General features: G+C 66.5%; 14 protein-coding genes. 13 read left to right on the top strand and 1 reads right to left on the bottom strand.

All coding sequences use genetic code 11. From position 1 onward, the window contains the following. Positions 1-81 precede the first annotated feature (81 nt). The 6 genes from H8F01_RS09250 (at position 82) to H8F01_RS09225 (ending at position 9,472) form a co-directional block, all read left to right on the top strand. Positions 82-507, top strand: a complete 426-nt coding sequence (locus tag H8F01_RS09250; protein ID WP_187058735.1) for a F0F1 ATP synthase subunit epsilon — start codon at positions 82-84, stop codon at positions 505-507. A 91-nt stretch (positions 508-598) separates the two neighbouring features. Beyond that, positions 599-1,162 carry an energy transducer TonB gene (locus tag H8F01_RS09245; RefSeq protein ID WP_238481204.1) on the top strand — a complete coding sequence of 188 codons (564 nt, stop codon included), beginning with the start codon at positions 599-601 and terminating at the stop codon, positions 1,160-1,162. An 82-nt stretch (positions 1,163-1,244) separates the two neighbouring features. Further along, a complete protein-coding gene (gene glmU / locus H8F01_RS09240; RefSeq protein WP_187058734.1) occupies positions 1,245-2,618 on the top strand; it encodes a bifunctional UDP-N-acetylglucosamine diphosphorylase/glucosamine-1-phosphate N-acetyltransferase GlmU in 1,374 nt (457 codons plus the stop codon). 60 nt (positions 2,619-2,678) lie between these two features. After that, positions 2,679-3,218, top strand: a complete 540-nt coding sequence (locus H8F01_RS09235) for a hypothetical protein (protein ID WP_187058733.1) — start codon at positions 2,679-2,681, stop codon at positions 3,216-3,218. A gap of 623 nt (positions 3,219-3,841) precedes the next feature. Then, the gene (locus tag H8F01_RS09230) at positions 3,842-8,494 is read left to right on the top strand and encodes an autotransporter-associated beta strand repeat-containing protein (RefSeq protein WP_187058732.1); all 4,653 of its coding nucleotides are present in this window, start codon (positions 3,842-3,844) and stop codon (positions 8,492-8,494) included. A 180-nt stretch (positions 8,495-8,674) separates the two neighbouring features. Next, positions 8,675-9,472 (top strand): DUF4850 domain-containing protein, encoded by a 798-nt coding sequence (locus tag H8F01_RS09225; protein ID WP_187058731.1) that lies wholly within the window; start codon positions 8,675-8,677, stop codon positions 9,470-9,472. 8 nt (positions 9,473-9,480) lie between these two features. On the opposite strand, the gene H8F01_RS09220 is transcribed toward H8F01_RS09225, so the two are convergent. Next, positions 9,481-10,416: a chorismate transformation FkbO/Hyg5 family protein gene (locus H8F01_RS09220; RefSeq protein ID WP_484489042.1), complete on the bottom strand. Its 936-nt coding sequence runs from the start codon at positions 10,414-10,416 to the stop codon at positions 9,481-9,483. A 143-nt stretch (positions 10,417-10,559) separates the two neighbouring features. Between H8F01_RS09220 and H8F01_RS09215 the strand changes: the two genes are divergently transcribed. The 7 genes from H8F01_RS09215 to H8F01_RS09185 all read left to right on the top strand — a co-directional run bounded on the left by H8F01_RS09215 (position 10,560) and on the right by H8F01_RS09185 (position 16,187). Beyond that, positions 10,560-10,829 carry a phosphopantetheine-binding protein gene (locus H8F01_RS09215; protein WP_187058729.1) on the top strand — a complete coding sequence of 90 codons (270 nt, stop codon included), beginning with the start codon at positions 10,560-10,562 and terminating at the stop codon, positions 10,827-10,829. Positions 10,830-10,908: 79 nt separating this feature from the next. Next, positions 10,909-11,631, top strand: coding sequence for a COG4648 family protein (locus H8F01_RS09210; RefSeq protein ID WP_238481203.1), 723 nt, complete (start codon positions 10,909-10,911; stop codon positions 11,629-11,631). Continuing rightward, positions 11,628-11,927, top strand: coding sequence for an ApeI family dehydratase (locus tag H8F01_RS09205; protein WP_187058728.1), 300 nt, complete (start codon positions 11,628-11,630; stop codon positions 11,925-11,927). The genes H8F01_RS09210 and H8F01_RS09205 overlap by 4 nt, the downstream gene beginning before the upstream one ends. Beyond that, positions 11,924-12,877 carry a lysophospholipid acyltransferase family protein gene (locus H8F01_RS09200; RefSeq protein ID WP_187058727.1) on the top strand — a complete coding sequence of 318 codons (954 nt, stop codon included), beginning with the start codon at positions 11,924-11,926 and terminating at the stop codon, positions 12,875-12,877. The genes H8F01_RS09205 and H8F01_RS09200 overlap by 4 nt, the downstream gene beginning before the upstream one ends. Then, the gene (locus H8F01_RS09195; protein WP_238481202.1) at positions 12,801-13,448 is read left to right on the top strand and encodes an outer membrane lipoprotein carrier protein LolA; all 648 of its coding nucleotides are present in this window, start codon (positions 12,801-12,803) and stop codon (positions 13,446-13,448) included. The genes H8F01_RS09200 and H8F01_RS09195 overlap by 77 nt, the downstream gene beginning before the upstream one ends. Before the next feature lie 20 nt (positions 13,449-13,468). Next, complete coding sequence (locus tag H8F01_RS09190; RefSeq protein ID WP_187058726.1) at positions 13,469-15,769, top strand: MMPL family transporter; 2,301 nt, start codon at positions 13,469-13,471, stop codon at positions 15,767-15,769. Further along, positions 15,753-16,187 (top strand): hotdog family protein, encoded by a 435-nt coding sequence (locus H8F01_RS09185; RefSeq protein ID WP_187058725.1) that lies wholly within the window; start codon positions 15,753-15,755, stop codon positions 16,185-16,187. The genes H8F01_RS09190 and H8F01_RS09185 overlap by 17 nt, the downstream gene beginning before the upstream one ends. The last annotated feature ends 3 nt before the right edge of the window (positions 16,188-16,190 follow it).

The raw sequence follows: 16,190 nt of genomic DNA, 5'->3' as shown, positions 1-16,190 counted from the left end.
TCAAGGCGAAGCGCGTAGCCCGCGCTTCGTCTGCTCCACACAGCATCGTCTGCTTTTCACCGAACGCACCGGAATACCGTCATGAGTCATACCCTCCGTGTCGACATCGTCAGCGCCGAAGCCGAGATCTTCTCCGGCGAAGCACAGCTGGTCGTCGCCACCGGCGAGATGGGCGAACTGGGCATTGCGCCCCGCCATGCCCCGCTGATCACCCGCCTGAAGGCGGGCCACGTCGACGTGGTGCTGGCCAATGGCGAGCGTCAGCAGTTCTGGGTCTCCGGTGGCATCCTCGAAGTGCAGCCGCAGGTCGTCACTGTGCTGGCCGATACCGCCGCACGCGCATCCGAGCTGGATGAAGCGGCCGCGCTGCGGGCCAAGCAGGAAGCCGAAGACGCCCTGGCCAACCGCACCGATGCGGTCGAGATCGCCGAGGCGCAGGCCAAGCTGGCCGAAGCCATCACCCAGCTGCAGGCGCTGGAGCGCCTGCGCAAGACGCTCAAGCACTGAGCGAACGTGTCCGGGTAACACCCTGCAGAACGCCGGCCCCTGGGTCGGCGTTTTTGTTTATGCTGCCTCCGGGCGACAAGGGGGCGTGGACATGGACGTGACGTACCGTGGTGGTTGGCCGATGGCCCGTTGGGCGTGTACCGGCACTTTATGCCTTGCCATGGCGGGCTGCGCCACGACGCCGGCCGGGCCGGCGAAGCCGTCGACCGAAGGCGACACCAGCTATCACACGGTGGCCAGGGACGATATCAAGCACTACCAGCTGGCCCTGGGGCAGGTAGCGATCGGGGCCGTCCCGCGCGAGAATCCCGCGCCGGGTTACCCTGCGCCACTGCTCGACCGGCGACTCCCTCCCAGAGAGGTCGAAGCGCGCCTGATCGTCGACGAAACCGGCAAGGTCACCGAGGTTCGCATCGCCGACGAGACACAGGCCGATGCCGACACGCGCCTGTTTGACGATGCCGTCCGCGAGGCGGCCCTGCGATGGGTCTTCGCACCCCTGCATGTCAGTCAGTGGGCCTCGGATGCGGACGGGAACGAGCACGAAGTCAGTGCGGAAGAGCGTCCGTTCAGCGTGGACTATGTATTTCGTTTTGCCTGGAAGGACGGCAAGCCGGTCTCCGATGCCTCGGCGTCGGCGCATGTCACGAGATAGCCACCCCACCACCCTCTGCCGGTCTCAGGGCGTTTCGGTTCCGGCTGTTATCCTCCGCCGCTAACTAAAACAGGCCTGCCCCATGCTCAAGAACGCCCCGTTGCACGTCATCGTCCTCGCCGCCGGCGAAGGCAAGCGCATGAAGTCGAAGAAGGCCAAGGTGCTCATGCCGCTGGCCGGGCGTCCGTTGCTGGCCCATGTGCTGGACGCTGCGCGCGCGCTGCAGCCGCAGGCGATCCACGTGGTATATGGCCATTGCGGCGACCAGGTGCGAGCCGCCTTCGACGGACAGGATGACCTGCGCTGGGTGCTGCAGTCGCAGCGACTGGGCACGGGCCATGCTGTGCGCGAGGCGCTGATCGACGTGCCGGACGACGCATCCGTGCTGGTGCTTTATGGCGACGTGCCGCTGACGCGGCCCGAGACACTGCAGAAACTGGTGCGCGCTGAAGGCACCGTCAGCCTGCTCGCCACGCGGGTGGCCCATCCGTTCGGCTACGGCCGCGTCATGCGCGACGGCAACGGCCTGGTGCGTGCCGTGGTGGAGGAAAAGGACGCGGATGACAGCCAGCGCGCCATCAACCTGATCAACACCGGAATCGTCGCTGCCGAAGCGGATGCGCTGAAGCGATGGACGTCCAAACTCGGCCGCAACAATGTGCAGGGTGAGTACTACCTCACCGACATCTTCGCCATGGCGGCGGATGAAAACCGCTCAGCTGCCTGCGTGGAGTGCGCCGACGAATACGAAGCGGCCGGTGCCAACAACCCGTGGCAGCTGGCCGAACTCGAAGCGCAGTACCGCGCGCGCGCCGCGAAGGCGCTGGCGCTGGAAGGCGTGCGCATCGCCGATCCGCTGCGCATTGATGTGCGCGGCAAGGTCAGCGCAGGCATGGACGTGGAGATCGATATCGATGTGATCATCGAGGGTGCGGTGACGCTGGGCGACGACGTGCAGGTGGGGCCCTTCGTGCGCCTGAAAGACGTGGTGCTGGCCGCGGGCACCGTCGTGCAGGCGCATTGCGACCTGGAAGGCGTGGTGACGCACGGCCCCTGCACCATCGGCCCGTTTGCACGCCTCCGTCCGGGCACGGAGCTGGCGGCCGGCGTGCATATCGGCAACTTCGTCGAAACCAAGAAGGCCGTGATCGGCGAGGGCAGCAAGGCCAACCACCTGACCTATCTCGGCGACAGCGTGGTCGGCAGCGGCGTGAACATCGGCGCAGGCACCATCACCTGCAACTACGATGGCGCGAACAAGCACCTCACCACCATCGGCGACCGTGCCTTCATTGGCTCCAACAGCTCGCTGGTGGCGCCGGTGACCATCGGTGCGGACGCCACCATCGGCGCCGGTTCGGTGATCGGCAAGGACGCGCCGGCCGGCGAGCTCACGCTGGCGCGTGCCCGCCAGGTCACCCTCAATGGCTGGCGCCGGCCCACCAAGAAGAAGTGAATTCCCGCGGCGCATCCGCTAGGGTGCCCGTGCAGCAACCCAACGGACAGGGAGCAAGGCATGCGTTGTCGGGCAATGGTCTTTGGCATCTTGAGTGTGCTGGCACTGCAGGGAATGAGTGCACCCGTACATGCCGGATGCGGCGTACAACTGTTTGCCGACAACGGCAGCCCGCGTTTTTCCTTCTACCTCGCCTGCGTCAGCAAGACGGTGAACTGCGAGATCATCGAGCGGAAGCTCGGCGACTGGGCTGATGAGCGGCAACTCACCGTGCATGACCTGACGCCGGATGAAGCAGCGCGCTTCCCGGCAGAGCCAGCGACCGACCAGCCCTATCGCGTTACCGTGCGCTACGCTCCGGAGATGGGCTCGGTAAGCAACTCGCTGGAAAGCGCGTCCACCGGTGCTCCGGTGGTGAGCTACGCGGCAACCGTCCGCGTGTTCGACGTCGCCAGCGGCAAGCTGCTCAAGACCATGAACTGGCACAAGGAAACCATGGTGGATCGTGACCAGGGTGCCGCCAATCCGTATCTCGATGCGCAGGTACGCGACTTTCTCAAGCATCTGGATCCGACCTACACGAAGCCGCCGGCTTCCTGATTCGACGGCCGCAAATCCTCAACGATCGAGCGGCATTCCGGTGACATCCGCGCGAGGGCATGACATCCGCGCGCCATGTCGATTCATGCCTTTGCAGGTGTGCGCTTCCGGGTCAGGCTGCCGCTGGCTTGATGGTGGGTTGCCTGGCCGTCCCATGAAAGGAATGGATGATTCTGCCGCTGCAGGGCACTTAGTGGCGCGGTGTCGTATGGACGTCCGTCCGACGGCGGCCACTTTCTATCCGCGGGAAACGATCCAGGCGTTGCCCTAGGCGTGCATCGCGGCGCGGTGAGTCCGTGTTCGTCCCTTGAAGGGGGCCCTCCGCCATGAGCACGCTCCCTGACCAAGCTGCCGGCGATCCGCCATGACCCGCGCATCGCGACAGGCCATGGCACCGGTGGGTCGCGTGTCCATGGGCCGACCTTTTCCTTGCTCCGCACCCCTCGTCGCCGGGCACCCGTCGTCTGGATGTACCCAGCACACGTCCAGGGAGAAGAGCCCTTCAGCTTCTTGCGATTCGGCCGATATTTTCAGGTTCGCGCAAGCGCCGTTCACCTATGGCGCGCAAGTTGCTGCGACCACGGCCACGCTCTAACTACCATCGCTATGCCCAGGGGGGCTGCTTGAACCGTATCTATCGTCTTGTCTGGAACCGCTCGACCAATCACATGCAGGTTGCCTCGGAGCACGCGAAGGCCGCTCATGGCGGGGCGGGTTCCGCTTCGTCCGGCGCAGCCACCTCCTCGTCTGTTGTCGCGCGCGCACCGCTGGCCGTGGCCGTCGCCATGTGCATTGGCGTCGCGCTCGCACCCTCGGCTTACGCCCTACCGGTTCCCACCGCTGCTGGTGGTGCTGGTGGCGCTGGCGCAGTCTATGACGCCCTGGTCGGCGGCGCCGGTGGCGTCGGTGCCAACGGGAACGAACCGGGCACCAATGGTGATGCCGGCTCGACGGGTTCCGCGGGTGGTAGCGCGGGCGCTGATGGTTCCTACGGGAACGATAACGGCGCTACCGGCAGCGCCGGTGCCAGCGTGATTGATCCCAACCTGGCCGCGGGCGGTGGTGGCGGTGGTGGTACGGGTAACACTTGGATCCTTCCCGGTTTGGGTTCAGGCATCTTCGCCGTGACGGCCGGTACCGTCGGTGGTCAGGGTGGCAACGGCGGCGATGGTGGCGCAGGCGGTACTGTCGGTGCTGGCGTTGCGTCGGTGGGCGGTGGCGGCGGCGGTGGCGGTGGTGGCGGTAATGGCGCGTACTTCACGTACGAGGCAGCCCAAACGGGCATCCAACTCAACGCGAGCTGGTTCTTTGGCGGCAACGGCGGCAACGGCGGCCAGGGCGGCAACAGCAATGTGAGCATCGGCGCTCAGGGTGGCCAGGGTGGTACCGGCGGCTACGCCGTCTACGTCGACCAGACCGACACGCTCATCCTCGACGGCGCGCAGCTGGACGGTGGCTCAGGCGGAATCGGTGGTGCGGGCGGCGACTCGACCATTCACGGGCAGAATGGGGCAACCGGTGGCGACGGTGGCGTGGCCTTCGTGCTAGCGGGCGTGGCGCCGACCAGCGGCGTCTCGACTGTGACGATCACCAACAACGGGCTCATTTTTGGCGGCGCCGGCGGCGCGGGTGGCGCCGGCGGCGGCTACACGACGGACGAGGTGTCGGACTTGGGCGGCGCGGGCGGTCAAGGTGGCGCCGGTGGTACTGGCGTCATTGCGCTGAACGCTAACGTGGTCAACACCGGCACCATCGCCGGCAGCAGGGGCGGCGCCGGCGGCGCTGGCACGCAGGGTGGTAATGGCGGCACGGGTGGTCTCGGCGGCATTGGCCTCCTCAGCGTCGGCAATAACAACATCATCAACTCGTCCACCATCGAGGGCGGCACGGGCGGCACCGGTGGGGATGGCCACGGCGGTGCACTGAATTCCCTCTCTGCTGCGCTGGGCGGTACGGGTGGCGACGGTGGCGCGGGTATCGCGATCGGTGGTGGCACGATCACCAACCACGGCACGATCGCCGGTGGATTGGGTGGCGCGGCCGGCATGAGCGCGCAGGGTGTAGAGGCTGCGGGCGGCACCGGTGGTGCGGCCATCGTGTCCAGCGGCAACACGACCATCTATAACGATGGTTGGATCTCGGGTGGCATCGGTGATCTCTGGCTGGGTGCGCAGGCAGCGGCCATCCTTCTGCACGGCGGTGGCAACGAACTGCAGATCTGGAACGGATCGAACATCGAGGGCAACGTCGTCAGCGACGGCGGTGACACGCTCTCGCTCAGCCAGGGCCTGAACGGTTCGGGTCAGCTCACCGGTAACGGCACCTTCGACGCGTCGTTGATCGGCACCCAGTACCTGGGTTTCGATCACTTCGCAGTCAAGAGCGCGAACTGGGAATTGACCGGCAGCACGACGGCGGTCACGCCGTGGACCGTGCAGAACGGCATCCTGACGATCGACGAAAGCGGCGCCCTCGGTGACGACGCGGGCACGCTGACGCTCGATGGCGGCACGCTCGCGACGACCTCCGATGTAACGACCGGCCGCGCCGTGGTCATCACCAGCAACAACGGCACATTCGACACGCAGGCAGGCACACAGACCACGCTGAACGGCGTCGTCTCGGGCGGTCAGCTGGTGAAGAACGGTCTCGGTACGCTGGCGCTCAATGGTGCCAACACCTTCCATGGCCTGGTGATCTCGCAAGGCGTGGTGGCTGTGTCCTCCGCGGCCAGCTTGGGTGACGACAGTTTCATGCTGTCGAACCTCGCCGCATTGCGCACCACCGGCAACATCACGCTGTCGCGAGACGTGCTGGTCGGTGGATCCGGTGCCACGTTCCTGCAGGATGCCAATACCAGCCTGACCCTCAACGGTGCCGTCTTTGGCGGCACGTTGTACAAGACGGGCGCCGGCACCCTGGTGCTGGGCGGCACGAACACGTTCTCCGGCCTTTACATCACCAATGGCGTGGTGGAAGCGTCGGCCAACCAGAACCTCGGTGACGTCAATTCGACGACGACCATCAGCGGCGGCACGCTGCGCTGGACGACCGACGGTGGCATGTGGCGCAGCGTGACGCTGGGCAGTGGTGGCGGCACCTTCGACACCAACGGCCACAGCCTGAGCCTCTCGGGCATCATCAGCGGCGCCGGTTCCCTGACCAAGGTCGGTGATGGCACGCTCTCCCTTGGCAACGTGAACGCCTACACGGGCGCCACCAACATCAACGCCGGCACCCTGTTCCTGTGGACGGGCACCGCGATCCAGTCCTCCAGCGGCGTGACTGTCGCGGCCGGCGCCACGTTCGACGTGTCCTCCGGTGGCCTGATCATTGCCGCGGCCCGACCCATCGGCAACGCCATCATCCAGAGCCTGGGTGGCGCGGGTACCGTGGTGCTTGGTTCGTCGAACCTGACGCTCACCAACGCGCATGACACGTTCTCCGGTTCGATCACCGGCACCGGTGGCCTGATCCTCAATGCAGGTACCGAGACGCTGACCGGCCACAACACTTACACCGGTGCGACCATCGTCAATGGTGGTTCGCTGATCATCACCTCGTCGGCCAGCATGGCGTCGAGCAGCATCACCAACAATGGTGCGGTTCACTTCGACCAGGCCGACACCATCACCAGCGGCAACGTGATCAGTGGTAACGGTGGCTTCCAGCAGACCGGAGCCGGCATGACCATCCTCAACGCGGCCAACACCGCGACGGGCCTGGCGCGTGTTTCCAACGGTACGGTGGAGATCGGCGACATCGATCACGGTGATGCCGTGTGGAGCGGCGACGCCCAGGTGGAAGGCACCGGTACGCTGCGTGGCCACGGCACGATCACGGGCAACCTGATCAACTCCGCGACCGTGCGTCCGGGCGGCTCGGTGGGCGTTCTCACCATCAACGGCAACTATGCCCAGTCGGCGAACGGCACGCTCGCTATCGACGTGACGCCCAATGGCGCTTCCGAGCTCATGGTGAACGGAAATGCGGCGCTGGCCGGCACGCTGTCGCTGATCTACGCACCGGGCACGTACATCGCAACCAGCTTCAAGGTGCTGGAAGCCAACACCATCGCGGGCACCTTCGGTAGCACGACCTCTTCGGGCAGCGTGCCGACCGACCTGACCTCGACGGTCGCCTACAACGCGAAGGATGTGACGGTGTCGCTGGCCAGCAACCAGACGCCGACGAACCCCACCAACCCGACGCCGACGAACCCCACCAACCCGACGGATCCTGTGACGCCGACCGATCCGGTCACGCCAACGGACCCGGCTACCCCGACCGATCCGGTGACGCCGACCAGCCCGACGGACCCCGTGACCCCGACGACGCCGGTCACGCCGGTGGTGATCGCGCCGCACGATGGCGCGCTGTTTGCCAATGCGCAGCGCCTCGCCGTGCGTGACGGTCAGGGCAACATGACCGACGTGCTGACGGCGGCCGGCCGTGGAGGCCACGGCCTCTGGGCCACGGTGACGGGCGGCAACACCTCGTTGCCGGGCAGCGACCGCATGGACTCGACGGGCTTCGGCATCAACGCGGGCTATGACGTGGCCGCCGGCGATGTCGCCAGCGTGGGTATCGAAGCAGGCGTGCAGCGCACGAACGCGACCGATGAGTTGGGCGGCAAGGCCAACGTGCAGGGTGCACATGCAGGCGTGTACGGCTTCGCCAACGCCGGTCCGCTGGTGCTGTCGGGCGTGGCCGATGCGTGGACGGGCCACTACGACTTCACCCGCCAGACCGGCATGGGTGGTGCGGTCGCGCGTCCGGATGCGCAGGCCTACAACGCGGCCGTGCAGGTGGCGTGGCCGTTGAAGACTGCCGGCGCCACGATCACGCCGAAGCTGGGCGTGATGTATCAGAACCAGCGCATGGACGGCTTCAACGAGAACGTGGTGAGCAGCAGCAACGTTGCCTCGGAATACGGCGTGTCGAGCAAGGACAGCAGCGAGAACCACCTGAACGTGTATGCGGGCGTGTCCTTCGTGCGCGCGTTCCAGGCAGGCGGTATCGATTATCTGCCCTCGCTGGATCTGGGCTACCAGTACAGCACCCGCAACACGGCATCGACCATCGTCGTTGCTGCAGCGGACGGCACGGTGTTCCCGCTGGCGGCGAATGTGCTGGGTCATGGCCTGACCACGGTGGGCGCAAGCATCACCGCCAAGCAGGGTCTGTCGTGGGATGTGTCGCTGGGCTACCAGGGCGCATTCGGCACCGGCATGCACGACAACGCCTTCTCGGTGGGCTTTACCAAGCACTTCTGATGAAGTGCTGCTCGGGATGCGGGCGCCGGGAAGCATCGGCGCTCCATCCTGCGGCAGGCATGGCGGCGCCGTACTGCGCCGCCATGATCGTCGACGAACCTTCCTAGGCTGTTCGTCGGACTCCCCCACGCCGCGCGCCGCGTATAAGCTCTCTGCTCCGCAAGGACGACAGGGGGATCTATGCGCGCTCTGATTCGCGGCGTTCTCGCGGCGACCATGATCGTATGGGCGTGGATCTTCTGCGCGCAGGCCTCACTGGCGACGGAAGTGCGTGAACTGCCCGGCGCTCCCGAATCGCGGTCCGCCGCCGGCGCCGATTACGTGCTGCGTAGCGTTCCGTTCGCCGGACAGACGGTGACCCTGCTCGACCTGCATGCCGGTGGCCATGACTGGACCCGGCCCGATGCGGCGAAGCTGCCCGCGCTTCCTGCAGCATCACCCGCCTCGATGAAAGAGCCCGTTCAATGGTTCTACGGTGCCGAGGCAGGCTGGATGGCGGTGCCTGCCGGATGGCAGGTGCAGCGCGCGGCTATCGGTGCTGATGGCGGCACGCAGTACGTGTTCACCGCGCCCGATGGTGCCTCCGGCGGCTGGGTGAGCTACGACGTGCTGCCCGTATGCGTGGGCTGCATCCTGGCCGATGCCAATGGCCTGCTGCCCAACGCGGGTGAACAGCTGGCCGAGCTGGGGTCGCCGGCATTCGACCTGGGCCAGACCAATCCCGTCATCAGCTGGCAGTCCCGCCCAGATGACTGCACGTTGCTGTTCCGCTACCGCTCCGGCGGATTCACCGTGCGTGCCGCCGTGCAGAGCAGCGTGGCCATTGCAGCCACCGGCAGCGCACAGCGCGGTGCGCTGGCCTTGGCGGAGGTCTATGCGGCGTTGCCGGCGTCCAAATCCTCGACTGCCGACTTCATGGTGGCTAGCTTCCGGCAGGCCTTCCCGGCCTGTCGTTCACCCAATGGCTGGCCGGGCTGAAGCCACGCTCAGGCGTAGCGCCAGCCATCGATCTCCACCAGCAGTTCGCTGCGGCAGATATCGCCGTGCAATGCCAGCACGGGTACGCCGGGCAGGCGACGCTGGAGGAAATCGTGGACCAGCGGTGCATCGGTGGGATGACGCACGTACACCTTGAGCGGCGATTGCGTGTCGAAGCCGGCCGGCATGCCCGCGCTGACCAGCAGCGACTCCAGATTCACCAGGGTTTCGTCCAGCTGTGCCAGCAGGTCGTCCTGGTGCGCCGAGGCATGGCCCACCACGGCGGCCGTGCCTGAGATGGCCAGCACATCCTGCCCGGGCAGCGTCATGGCACGGGCAAAGGTGGGTGCGATCCGCCCGTACTGCCTGGGGTACTGCCAGGCGCTGACCTGGCGGGGGTTTTCCACGCGCTCGCCGGGTTCGTCGCAGGCGAGCAGGTAAACCTGCAGGCGCATGGCCGGGGCGTGATGGCCAATGGCCGTGGCCGCCGGGAAGCCATCGGCAAAGAAGCGGCCCATGCCATCAGCGCGGCCTTCGCAGAACTGCTTGTAGCGCTCCACGTCGCCGTCGCCCTGGTTGATGTCGCCCAAGTAGTTCCAGATGCGCTGCACGTGGCACTCGCGACGCGAGGCGACGAAATCGCACAGCTGGGCATAGGCGGTCACGGCCGTGTCGCGTGGGCCGCCATGGGTGGCTTCATCCAGGGTGATGGCGGCAAACAGCCAGCCATCGCCACGGGACCACTGCACGTCGCCCGCCCGGCCGTGGGTTACGGAGCCGTCGACCTGCCAGATCTCCAGCGGCGTGGGTGCATCGAAGCTTTCCAGGTCCACGCCGAGCCAGCGCGGATCCTCGCTGCGCACGGCCCCGGTGCCGAAGCCGAACACGCCCAGCGTGCCTGCCTCCTGCAATACCGTCTCGGGATCGACCCACCGATAGGACACCCTCGGCGCCCGGCGCAGTGCGGGCCTGACGTTTTCACAACCCTGAACCATGGGCATCCAACCGGAGAAACTGGGCCGCCATGTTACACTGGCTGGCCTGTGCCTCTGGGGGAGAGGCACGAGAATTTCAGGTACATAACGGCATGGCCGAGCTGAGCACCGCACAAAACGAACTGGCCACGCTGATCGTGGAAAGCCTCAATCTGGACACCGTCACGGCTGACCAGATGGACCCTGATGCCCCGCTTTTCGGCGGCGATCTGGGCCTGGATTCCATCGACGCGCTGGAAATCGCACTGGCCGTATCGAAGCGATACGGATTCCAGCTGCGCTCGGATAATCCCGAGAATCGCAAGATTTTCACCAGTCTGCGCACCTTGTCCGAACATATCGAACGGCATCGCGTCGTTTAACCAGCATCCGGCATGATGGCTGGCGTACGCGGCACACTTGCAGCATGCCGCTTCATTGCCTGACAGGTTCGAGTCACTCATGTCGTCACCCATGGCAGCAACACCGACATCGACATCGCGGCGCTGGTTGCCGTTGATGTTCGGCTATCCGGTGCTGGCGATGGCCGGCGCGCTCACGCATCGCCAGGGTTTTTCGCTGGCGGCCTGCGCCCTGCTGCTCACCGTGCTGATGGCACCCCTCCTCGCCACACGCCGTGCCCTGCCCTGGTTGGCATGGCTGGCCGCGCTGGCCGTGATGGGCTGGCTGAGTCTGCGCGGCATGGTGGGGCTGTTGCTGGAAGGCGTGCCCATCGCCGTCAACATCCTGCTGGCCTGCTTCTTTGGGCGCACGCTGCGCGCCGGCCAGGTGCCGTTGATCGCGCGCATCATCGAGGCGCTGGAAGGGCCAGAGCGCCTGGCTGTGCCCGGCGTGGCGACCTATGCGCGCCACCTCACCTGGTTCTGGGCGCTGCTCACGGCGACACAGGCGATGGTGCTCGCGGTGCTGCTGCTTTGTGCCGAACCCGGTGGCCTGCTCGGCATGCTCCATATCGCAACGCCCTGGACTGTACCGGCGGCGATTGCCCAGTCGTACGCGCATGTCGGTGGTTATTTCCTGATCGCCGGTGCATTCCTGCTCGAGCACCTGTTCCGTCGTTGGCATCTGCGCCATATCCGGCATCCTCGCCTGCATGAGCTGGTGATGGGTGTGGCTGCGCGCTGGCCGAGGCTGGTGCGTGGCGAAGATCTGGCGGCGCCATGAGCCAGGCGTCCTTTCAGCACGCATTTCGCGTGACTGCCGATCATCCTTGCCTGCCGGGCCACTTTCCTGGCTCGCCGCTGGTACCTGGCGTGGTGTTGCTGGAACAGGTGGCGCTGGCGCTGCGAGCGTGGCGCGGCGAGCGCCTGGCCCGCGTGATAGAGGCCAAGTTCGTGGCGCCGTTGTTGCCGGGACAGGATGCGCGCGTGGCCCTGGCCGAAGCGAACGGTCGCGTGCGTTTCGAGATCCGGCGCGATGGCGAACTGCTCGCGCGCGGCGCCATCGAGGGGGCTGCATGACCGAGCACTGGCAGAGCCGGCCCGAAGGCGGTGGACGCTTCGCCATATGGCTGATCCGCACCGTGGCCCTGCACGGCGGTCGCCGGCTGGGGCGCGTGATCCTGTGGCCGATCACGCTGTACTTCTACCTGCGCCGCGGTCCTGAGCGCAGGGCGTCGCGTGACTTCCTGCAGCGCGTGCTGGACAAGCCGGTGATGCCCTGGCACGTGATGAAGCACATCCATAGCTTCGCCGCCACGATCCTCGATCGCATCTTCCTGCTCGCCCATGGCGAGAAGGATTTCGAGGTGACGGTGGAAGGCCTGGAGGAGCTCGAAGCCCGGCTGGATCAGGGGCGTGGCCTGCTGCTGCTAGGCACGCATCAGGGCAGTTTCGAAGCCTTGCGCGCGATCAGCTCGCGTCGTCCGGACATTCCGCTGCGTGTGGTGCTGGACAAGCAGAAGACGCCGGCCCTCACCGAGCTGCTCGAGGCGCTGGCGCCCGATGTCGGCGCCCATGTCATCGACGCCTCCCGCGGCGGTGCCGCTATCACCCTGGCGATGTCCGAAGCCTGCGAACAAGGCGCCATGGTGGCCCTGTTGGCCGACCGTGGGCGCGAGCACGAGGTGCTGCGCCGCGTGCCATTGCTGGGCGAGCCCGCACCGTTTCCGGTGGGCCCGTGGTTGCTCGCGCACACGCTGCGCGTGCCGGTGATGCTGTGTTTCGGTTTGTATGAAGGCGGCAACCGCTATCGCCTGATCTTCGAGTCGTTCGCCGAGCGCGTCGACATTCCGCGACAGGACCGCGCGCAGGCGCTGGATGCCGTCATGGCCCGCTTCGCGGCGCGCGTGGAGCACTATATCCACGTGTCGCCCTATAACTGGTTCAACTTCTATGACTTCTGGCAGCAAGACATTGGCACTGCTGTGCAGCCTGATGCTGCCGCTGTGCGCGAACGCGTCGGGGCCTGAAGACGCAGCCACCGCGCGTGCGCTGGTGTCGTCGCTGGGGCGGCCTGCACCCGCGCGCACGCCATTCGCCGAAGCGCGCTTCATGAAGATGCTCGACAAGCCGCTGGTGGTGTCGGGCGAGCTTGCATGGCTGGGCGACGATCGCCTGGAGCGCACCGTCGAACATCCCACCCGCGAGGTGTCGACCATTGCCAACGGCGAAGTGAGCCAGCAGCGTGAAGGTCGTTCGCCGCGCACCTTTTCGCTCAAGCGCGCACCGCAGCTGCAGTTGCTGCTCGACAGTTTCGTCGCCTTGCTCGGTGGTGATGCCTCGCGGCTGGAGCAGGCTTTCACGGTGCAGCACAGCGCCGACGGCGCCGACCACTGGACGCTGACGCTCACGCCGCGTGACGCCAAACTTGCCCAGACGGTGAGCCGCATCGACATCGATGGAAGCGGCAACGAGCCGCATTGCATGCGCATGCAGGAGGCCGACGGTGACGTGGCCATCGACCTGCTCGGCAGCTACGCCACGCGCATGCCGGCCACGCCCACCCGCGACGCGCTCGCAACGATCTGCCGGGGCGGCTGACGGTGCGTCGCGGCGGGCGCATGACATTGCTGGTGATCTGGCTGGCGGTACTCGCCGCGCTTGGCCTGTTCGTCGTCAGGCAACTGGTGGTCAGCACCGACCTGCGCAGCTTCATGCCCGCGCCGACCACGCCGGACCAGCGCCTGCTGATGGAGCAGGTGGGGGAAGGTCCCGGCTCGCGCCTGTTGTTGCTCGCCATCACCGGTAAATCCGACGAGCAGCTGGCCGACCTCAGCCAGCAGCTGTCCGGCGCCCTGCGCAAGGACGCCCGCTACACGCAGGTGCTCAACGGCAGCTTCGACATCGCTGCGCTCGACGATGCATGGCTGCCGTATCGTTACCTGCTGTCGCCCACACTCGATCACGAGCGCCTGGATGCCGCGTACCTGCGTGATCAGCTTGAGCAGCGGCTGGATGATCTGTCGTCACCGGCGGCGAGCCTGCTGAAAGGGGTGCTGCCGCGTGATCCCACGCTGGAAGTGCTCAAGCTTGCCGAGCGATGGTCGCCGCCCAAATCGCCGGACGTGGTGCAGGGCGTGTGGTTCTCGCCGCAGCACGAAGCCCTGCTGCTGGTGCTGACGAAGGCGCCGGGGTTTGATCCGGACGCACAGGCATCCGCCATCGACGGCATCCAGCGCGCGTTCGAGGCGTTGCCGGACCATGCCGGTGCGTCCGTGGCGGTGAGCGGGCCCGGCTATTTCAGCGTGGTGGCCAATGAGCAGACACGCGGGCAGGCGGAGTGGATCGGGCGCATCTCGACGATAGGTTTCATCGTGCTGTTGCTGCTGGCGTACCGCAGCATCGGCTCGTTGTTGTTCTCGGCGTTGCCCATCGCCAGTGCGGCACTTGCCGGCATCGCCGCGCTGATCGTGCTCTTTCCGCAGGTGCATGGCATCACGCTGGCGTTCGGCTTCACCCTGCTGGGCGTCGCGCAGGAGTACCCGATCCGCGTACTCAGTCATCGCCGGGCAGACGAGAGCGCCTTGCAGAGCGTCCGCGACCTGTGGCCGCTGTTGCTCACGGCCATAGCGTCGGCGTGCATCGCTTATCTCGCTTTCTTCGCCTCGGGCGTGAATGGCCTCAAGCAGCTGGCCGTGTTCACTGTGACCGGCTTGCTGGTGGCGGGCTTCAGCACGCGCTATCTACTGCCACACCTGTTGCCGGCCAGAGTGCATGATGTCGCCGGTATGGGTTGGCTGATCAGCGCACGCCGCATGGTGGATCGCTTGCCGCGCCCGCGTTGGGTGCCCTTGCTGGTCGCCGCGGCCACCGTGCTGATGCTGGTGACCGCACAGGGTCCGTTCTGGCAGAACGACCTGTCGGCACTCACCCCACTGCCGCGCGACCTGCTGTTGCGCGATGCCCGCCTGCGCGAAGCGCTGGGCGCGCCGGACGTCCGCTACCTGCTGGTATTGCAGGCGGCCGATGAGCAGGCCGTGCTGGCACTGTCCGAACGACTGGAGCCCGCGGTGGATGCGCTTGTCGCGCGTCATGCCGTGGACGCGGTCGAACTGCCATCCCGCTATCTCCCCAGTGAAGCCGTGCAGCGTGCGCGACAACAGGTGTTGCCGACGCGCGAGGCACTGGAAACGGCACTCGGCGAGGCCGAACAGGGCATGCCTTTCCAGCCCGGGCTGTTCACGCCGTTTCTGGATGATGTGGAGAAGGCGCGCCGCTTGCCGTTGCTGACGCCGGAACGTTTCGCTGCATCGCCGCTGGGCCAGCGCCTGTCCGGCATGCTGATGACACGCGACGGTCATGGGCTGGGGCTGGGCACGCTCAGTGGCGTGCACGATATCTCCGCATTGCAGGCGCTGGCGCGCGACAGCGGCGGTTCGGTGCGGTTGCTGGATCTGAAGGCGGCTGCCGAATCGCTGGTAGTCGACTACCGCACCCGCATCCTGCACGCCCTGCTGGGCGCTACGGTGCTGCTGGTGCTGGCCATCGTCATCGCGCTGCGCAGCGTGCGCCGTGCGTGGCACGTGCTGGCGCCCATGACGCTGGCCACCTTCCTGGTGCTGGCGGTGGAGCGCGCCTGCGGCGTGGAAGTGTCACTGTTCCATCTGGTGGCGTTGATCCTGGCAGCCGGCCTGGGCCTTCATTACGCCTTGTTCTTCGAGCGCGACACCGGCGATGCGGCCGAACAGCGGCGCACCCTGCATGCCACGCTGGTCTGCGTGCTGTCGGCGCTGCTGGTGTTCGGTTCACTGGCGTGGAGCAGCATTCCCGTGCTCCGTGCCATTGGCCTTACGGTAAGCCTCGGCGTCGCCTTTCATTTCTGTCTTTCGATCCTGATGGCTCCGCATGCTCGCCAAGACTGACTGGGCTCACCTTATTCCACACCAGGGCGCGATGAGCCTGCTCGATGTGGTGGTGGCATGGGACGATGCCAGCATCCACGCCGCGACCGAAAGCCATGCGCTGGCAGACCACCCCCTGCGCGGTCCGGAAGGCCTGCACGCGGTGCATCTGGCCGAATACGGCGCCCAGGCGATGGCCGTGCATGGCGCGCTGGTTGCCCGCGCGCTAGGCGAAAGCGATGTTCGTCCCGGGCGCCTGGTGAGCCTGCGTGATGTGGCCTTGGCGGTCGAATATGTGGATCCATCGCATGGACGTCTGGACGTCCATGCGGAAAGTCTTTTTGCCGACACTTCCGGCGCGCAGTACGCTTTTCGCGTGGAGCAGGATGGCCGCGTACTGGTGAGTGGGCGTGCCGCCGTCATCCACCCGACCCCCTGATAG

This window comes from Dyella telluris, assembly GCF_014297575.1.
Lineage (GTDB): Bacteria > Pseudomonadota > Gammaproteobacteria > Xanthomonadales > Rhodanobacteraceae > Dyella > Dyella telluris.
The sequence above is the reverse complement of the archived record's forward strand: the minus strand, read 5'-3'. Positions and strand labels throughout refer to the sequence as shown.

Bases quoted from the DNA above. Each gene is read 5' to 3' on its own strand.
- H8F01_RS09245 (WP_238481204.1), top strand. From the start codon at position 599: ATGGACGTGACGTACCGTGGTGGTTGGCCGATGGCCCGTTGGGCGTGT.
- H8F01_RS09195 (WP_238481202.1), top strand. From the start codon at position 12,801: ATGACTTCTGGCAGCAAGACATTGGCACTGCTGTGCAGCCTGATGCTG.
- H8F01_RS09185 (WP_187058725.1), top strand. From the start codon at position 15,753: ATGCTCGCCAAGACTGACTGGGCTCACCTTATTCCACACCAGGGCGCG.
- H8F01_RS09215 (WP_187058729.1), top strand. From the start codon at position 10,560: ATGGCCGAGCTGAGCACCGCACAAAACGAACTGGCCACGCTGATCGTG.
- H8F01_RS09205 (WP_187058728.1), top strand. From the start codon at position 11,628: ATGAGCCAGGCGTCCTTTCAGCACGCATTTCGCGTGACTGCCGATCAT.
- H8F01_RS09250 (WP_187058735.1), top strand. From the start codon at position 82: ATGAGTCATACCCTCCGTGTCGACATCGTCAGCGCCGAAGCCGAGATC.
- glmU (WP_187058734.1), top strand. From the start codon at position 1,245: ATGCTCAAGAACGCCCCGTTGCACGTCATCGTCCTCGCCGCCGGCGAA.
- H8F01_RS09235 (WP_187058733.1), top strand. From the start codon at position 2,679: ATGCGTTGTCGGGCAATGGTCTTTGGCATCTTGAGTGTGCTGGCACTG.
- H8F01_RS09190 (WP_187058726.1), top strand. From the start codon at position 13,469: ATGACATTGCTGGTGATCTGGCTGGCGGTACTCGCCGCGCTTGGCCTG.
- H8F01_RS09225 (WP_187058731.1), top strand. From the start codon at position 8,675: ATGCGCGCTCTGATTCGCGGCGTTCTCGCGGCGACCATGATCGTATGG.
- H8F01_RS09210 (WP_238481203.1), top strand. From the start codon at position 10,909: ATGTCGTCACCCATGGCAGCAACACCGACATCGACATCGCGGCGCTGG.
- H8F01_RS09200 (WP_187058727.1), top strand. From the start codon at position 11,924: ATGACCGAGCACTGGCAGAGCCGGCCCGAAGGCGGTGGACGCTTCGCC.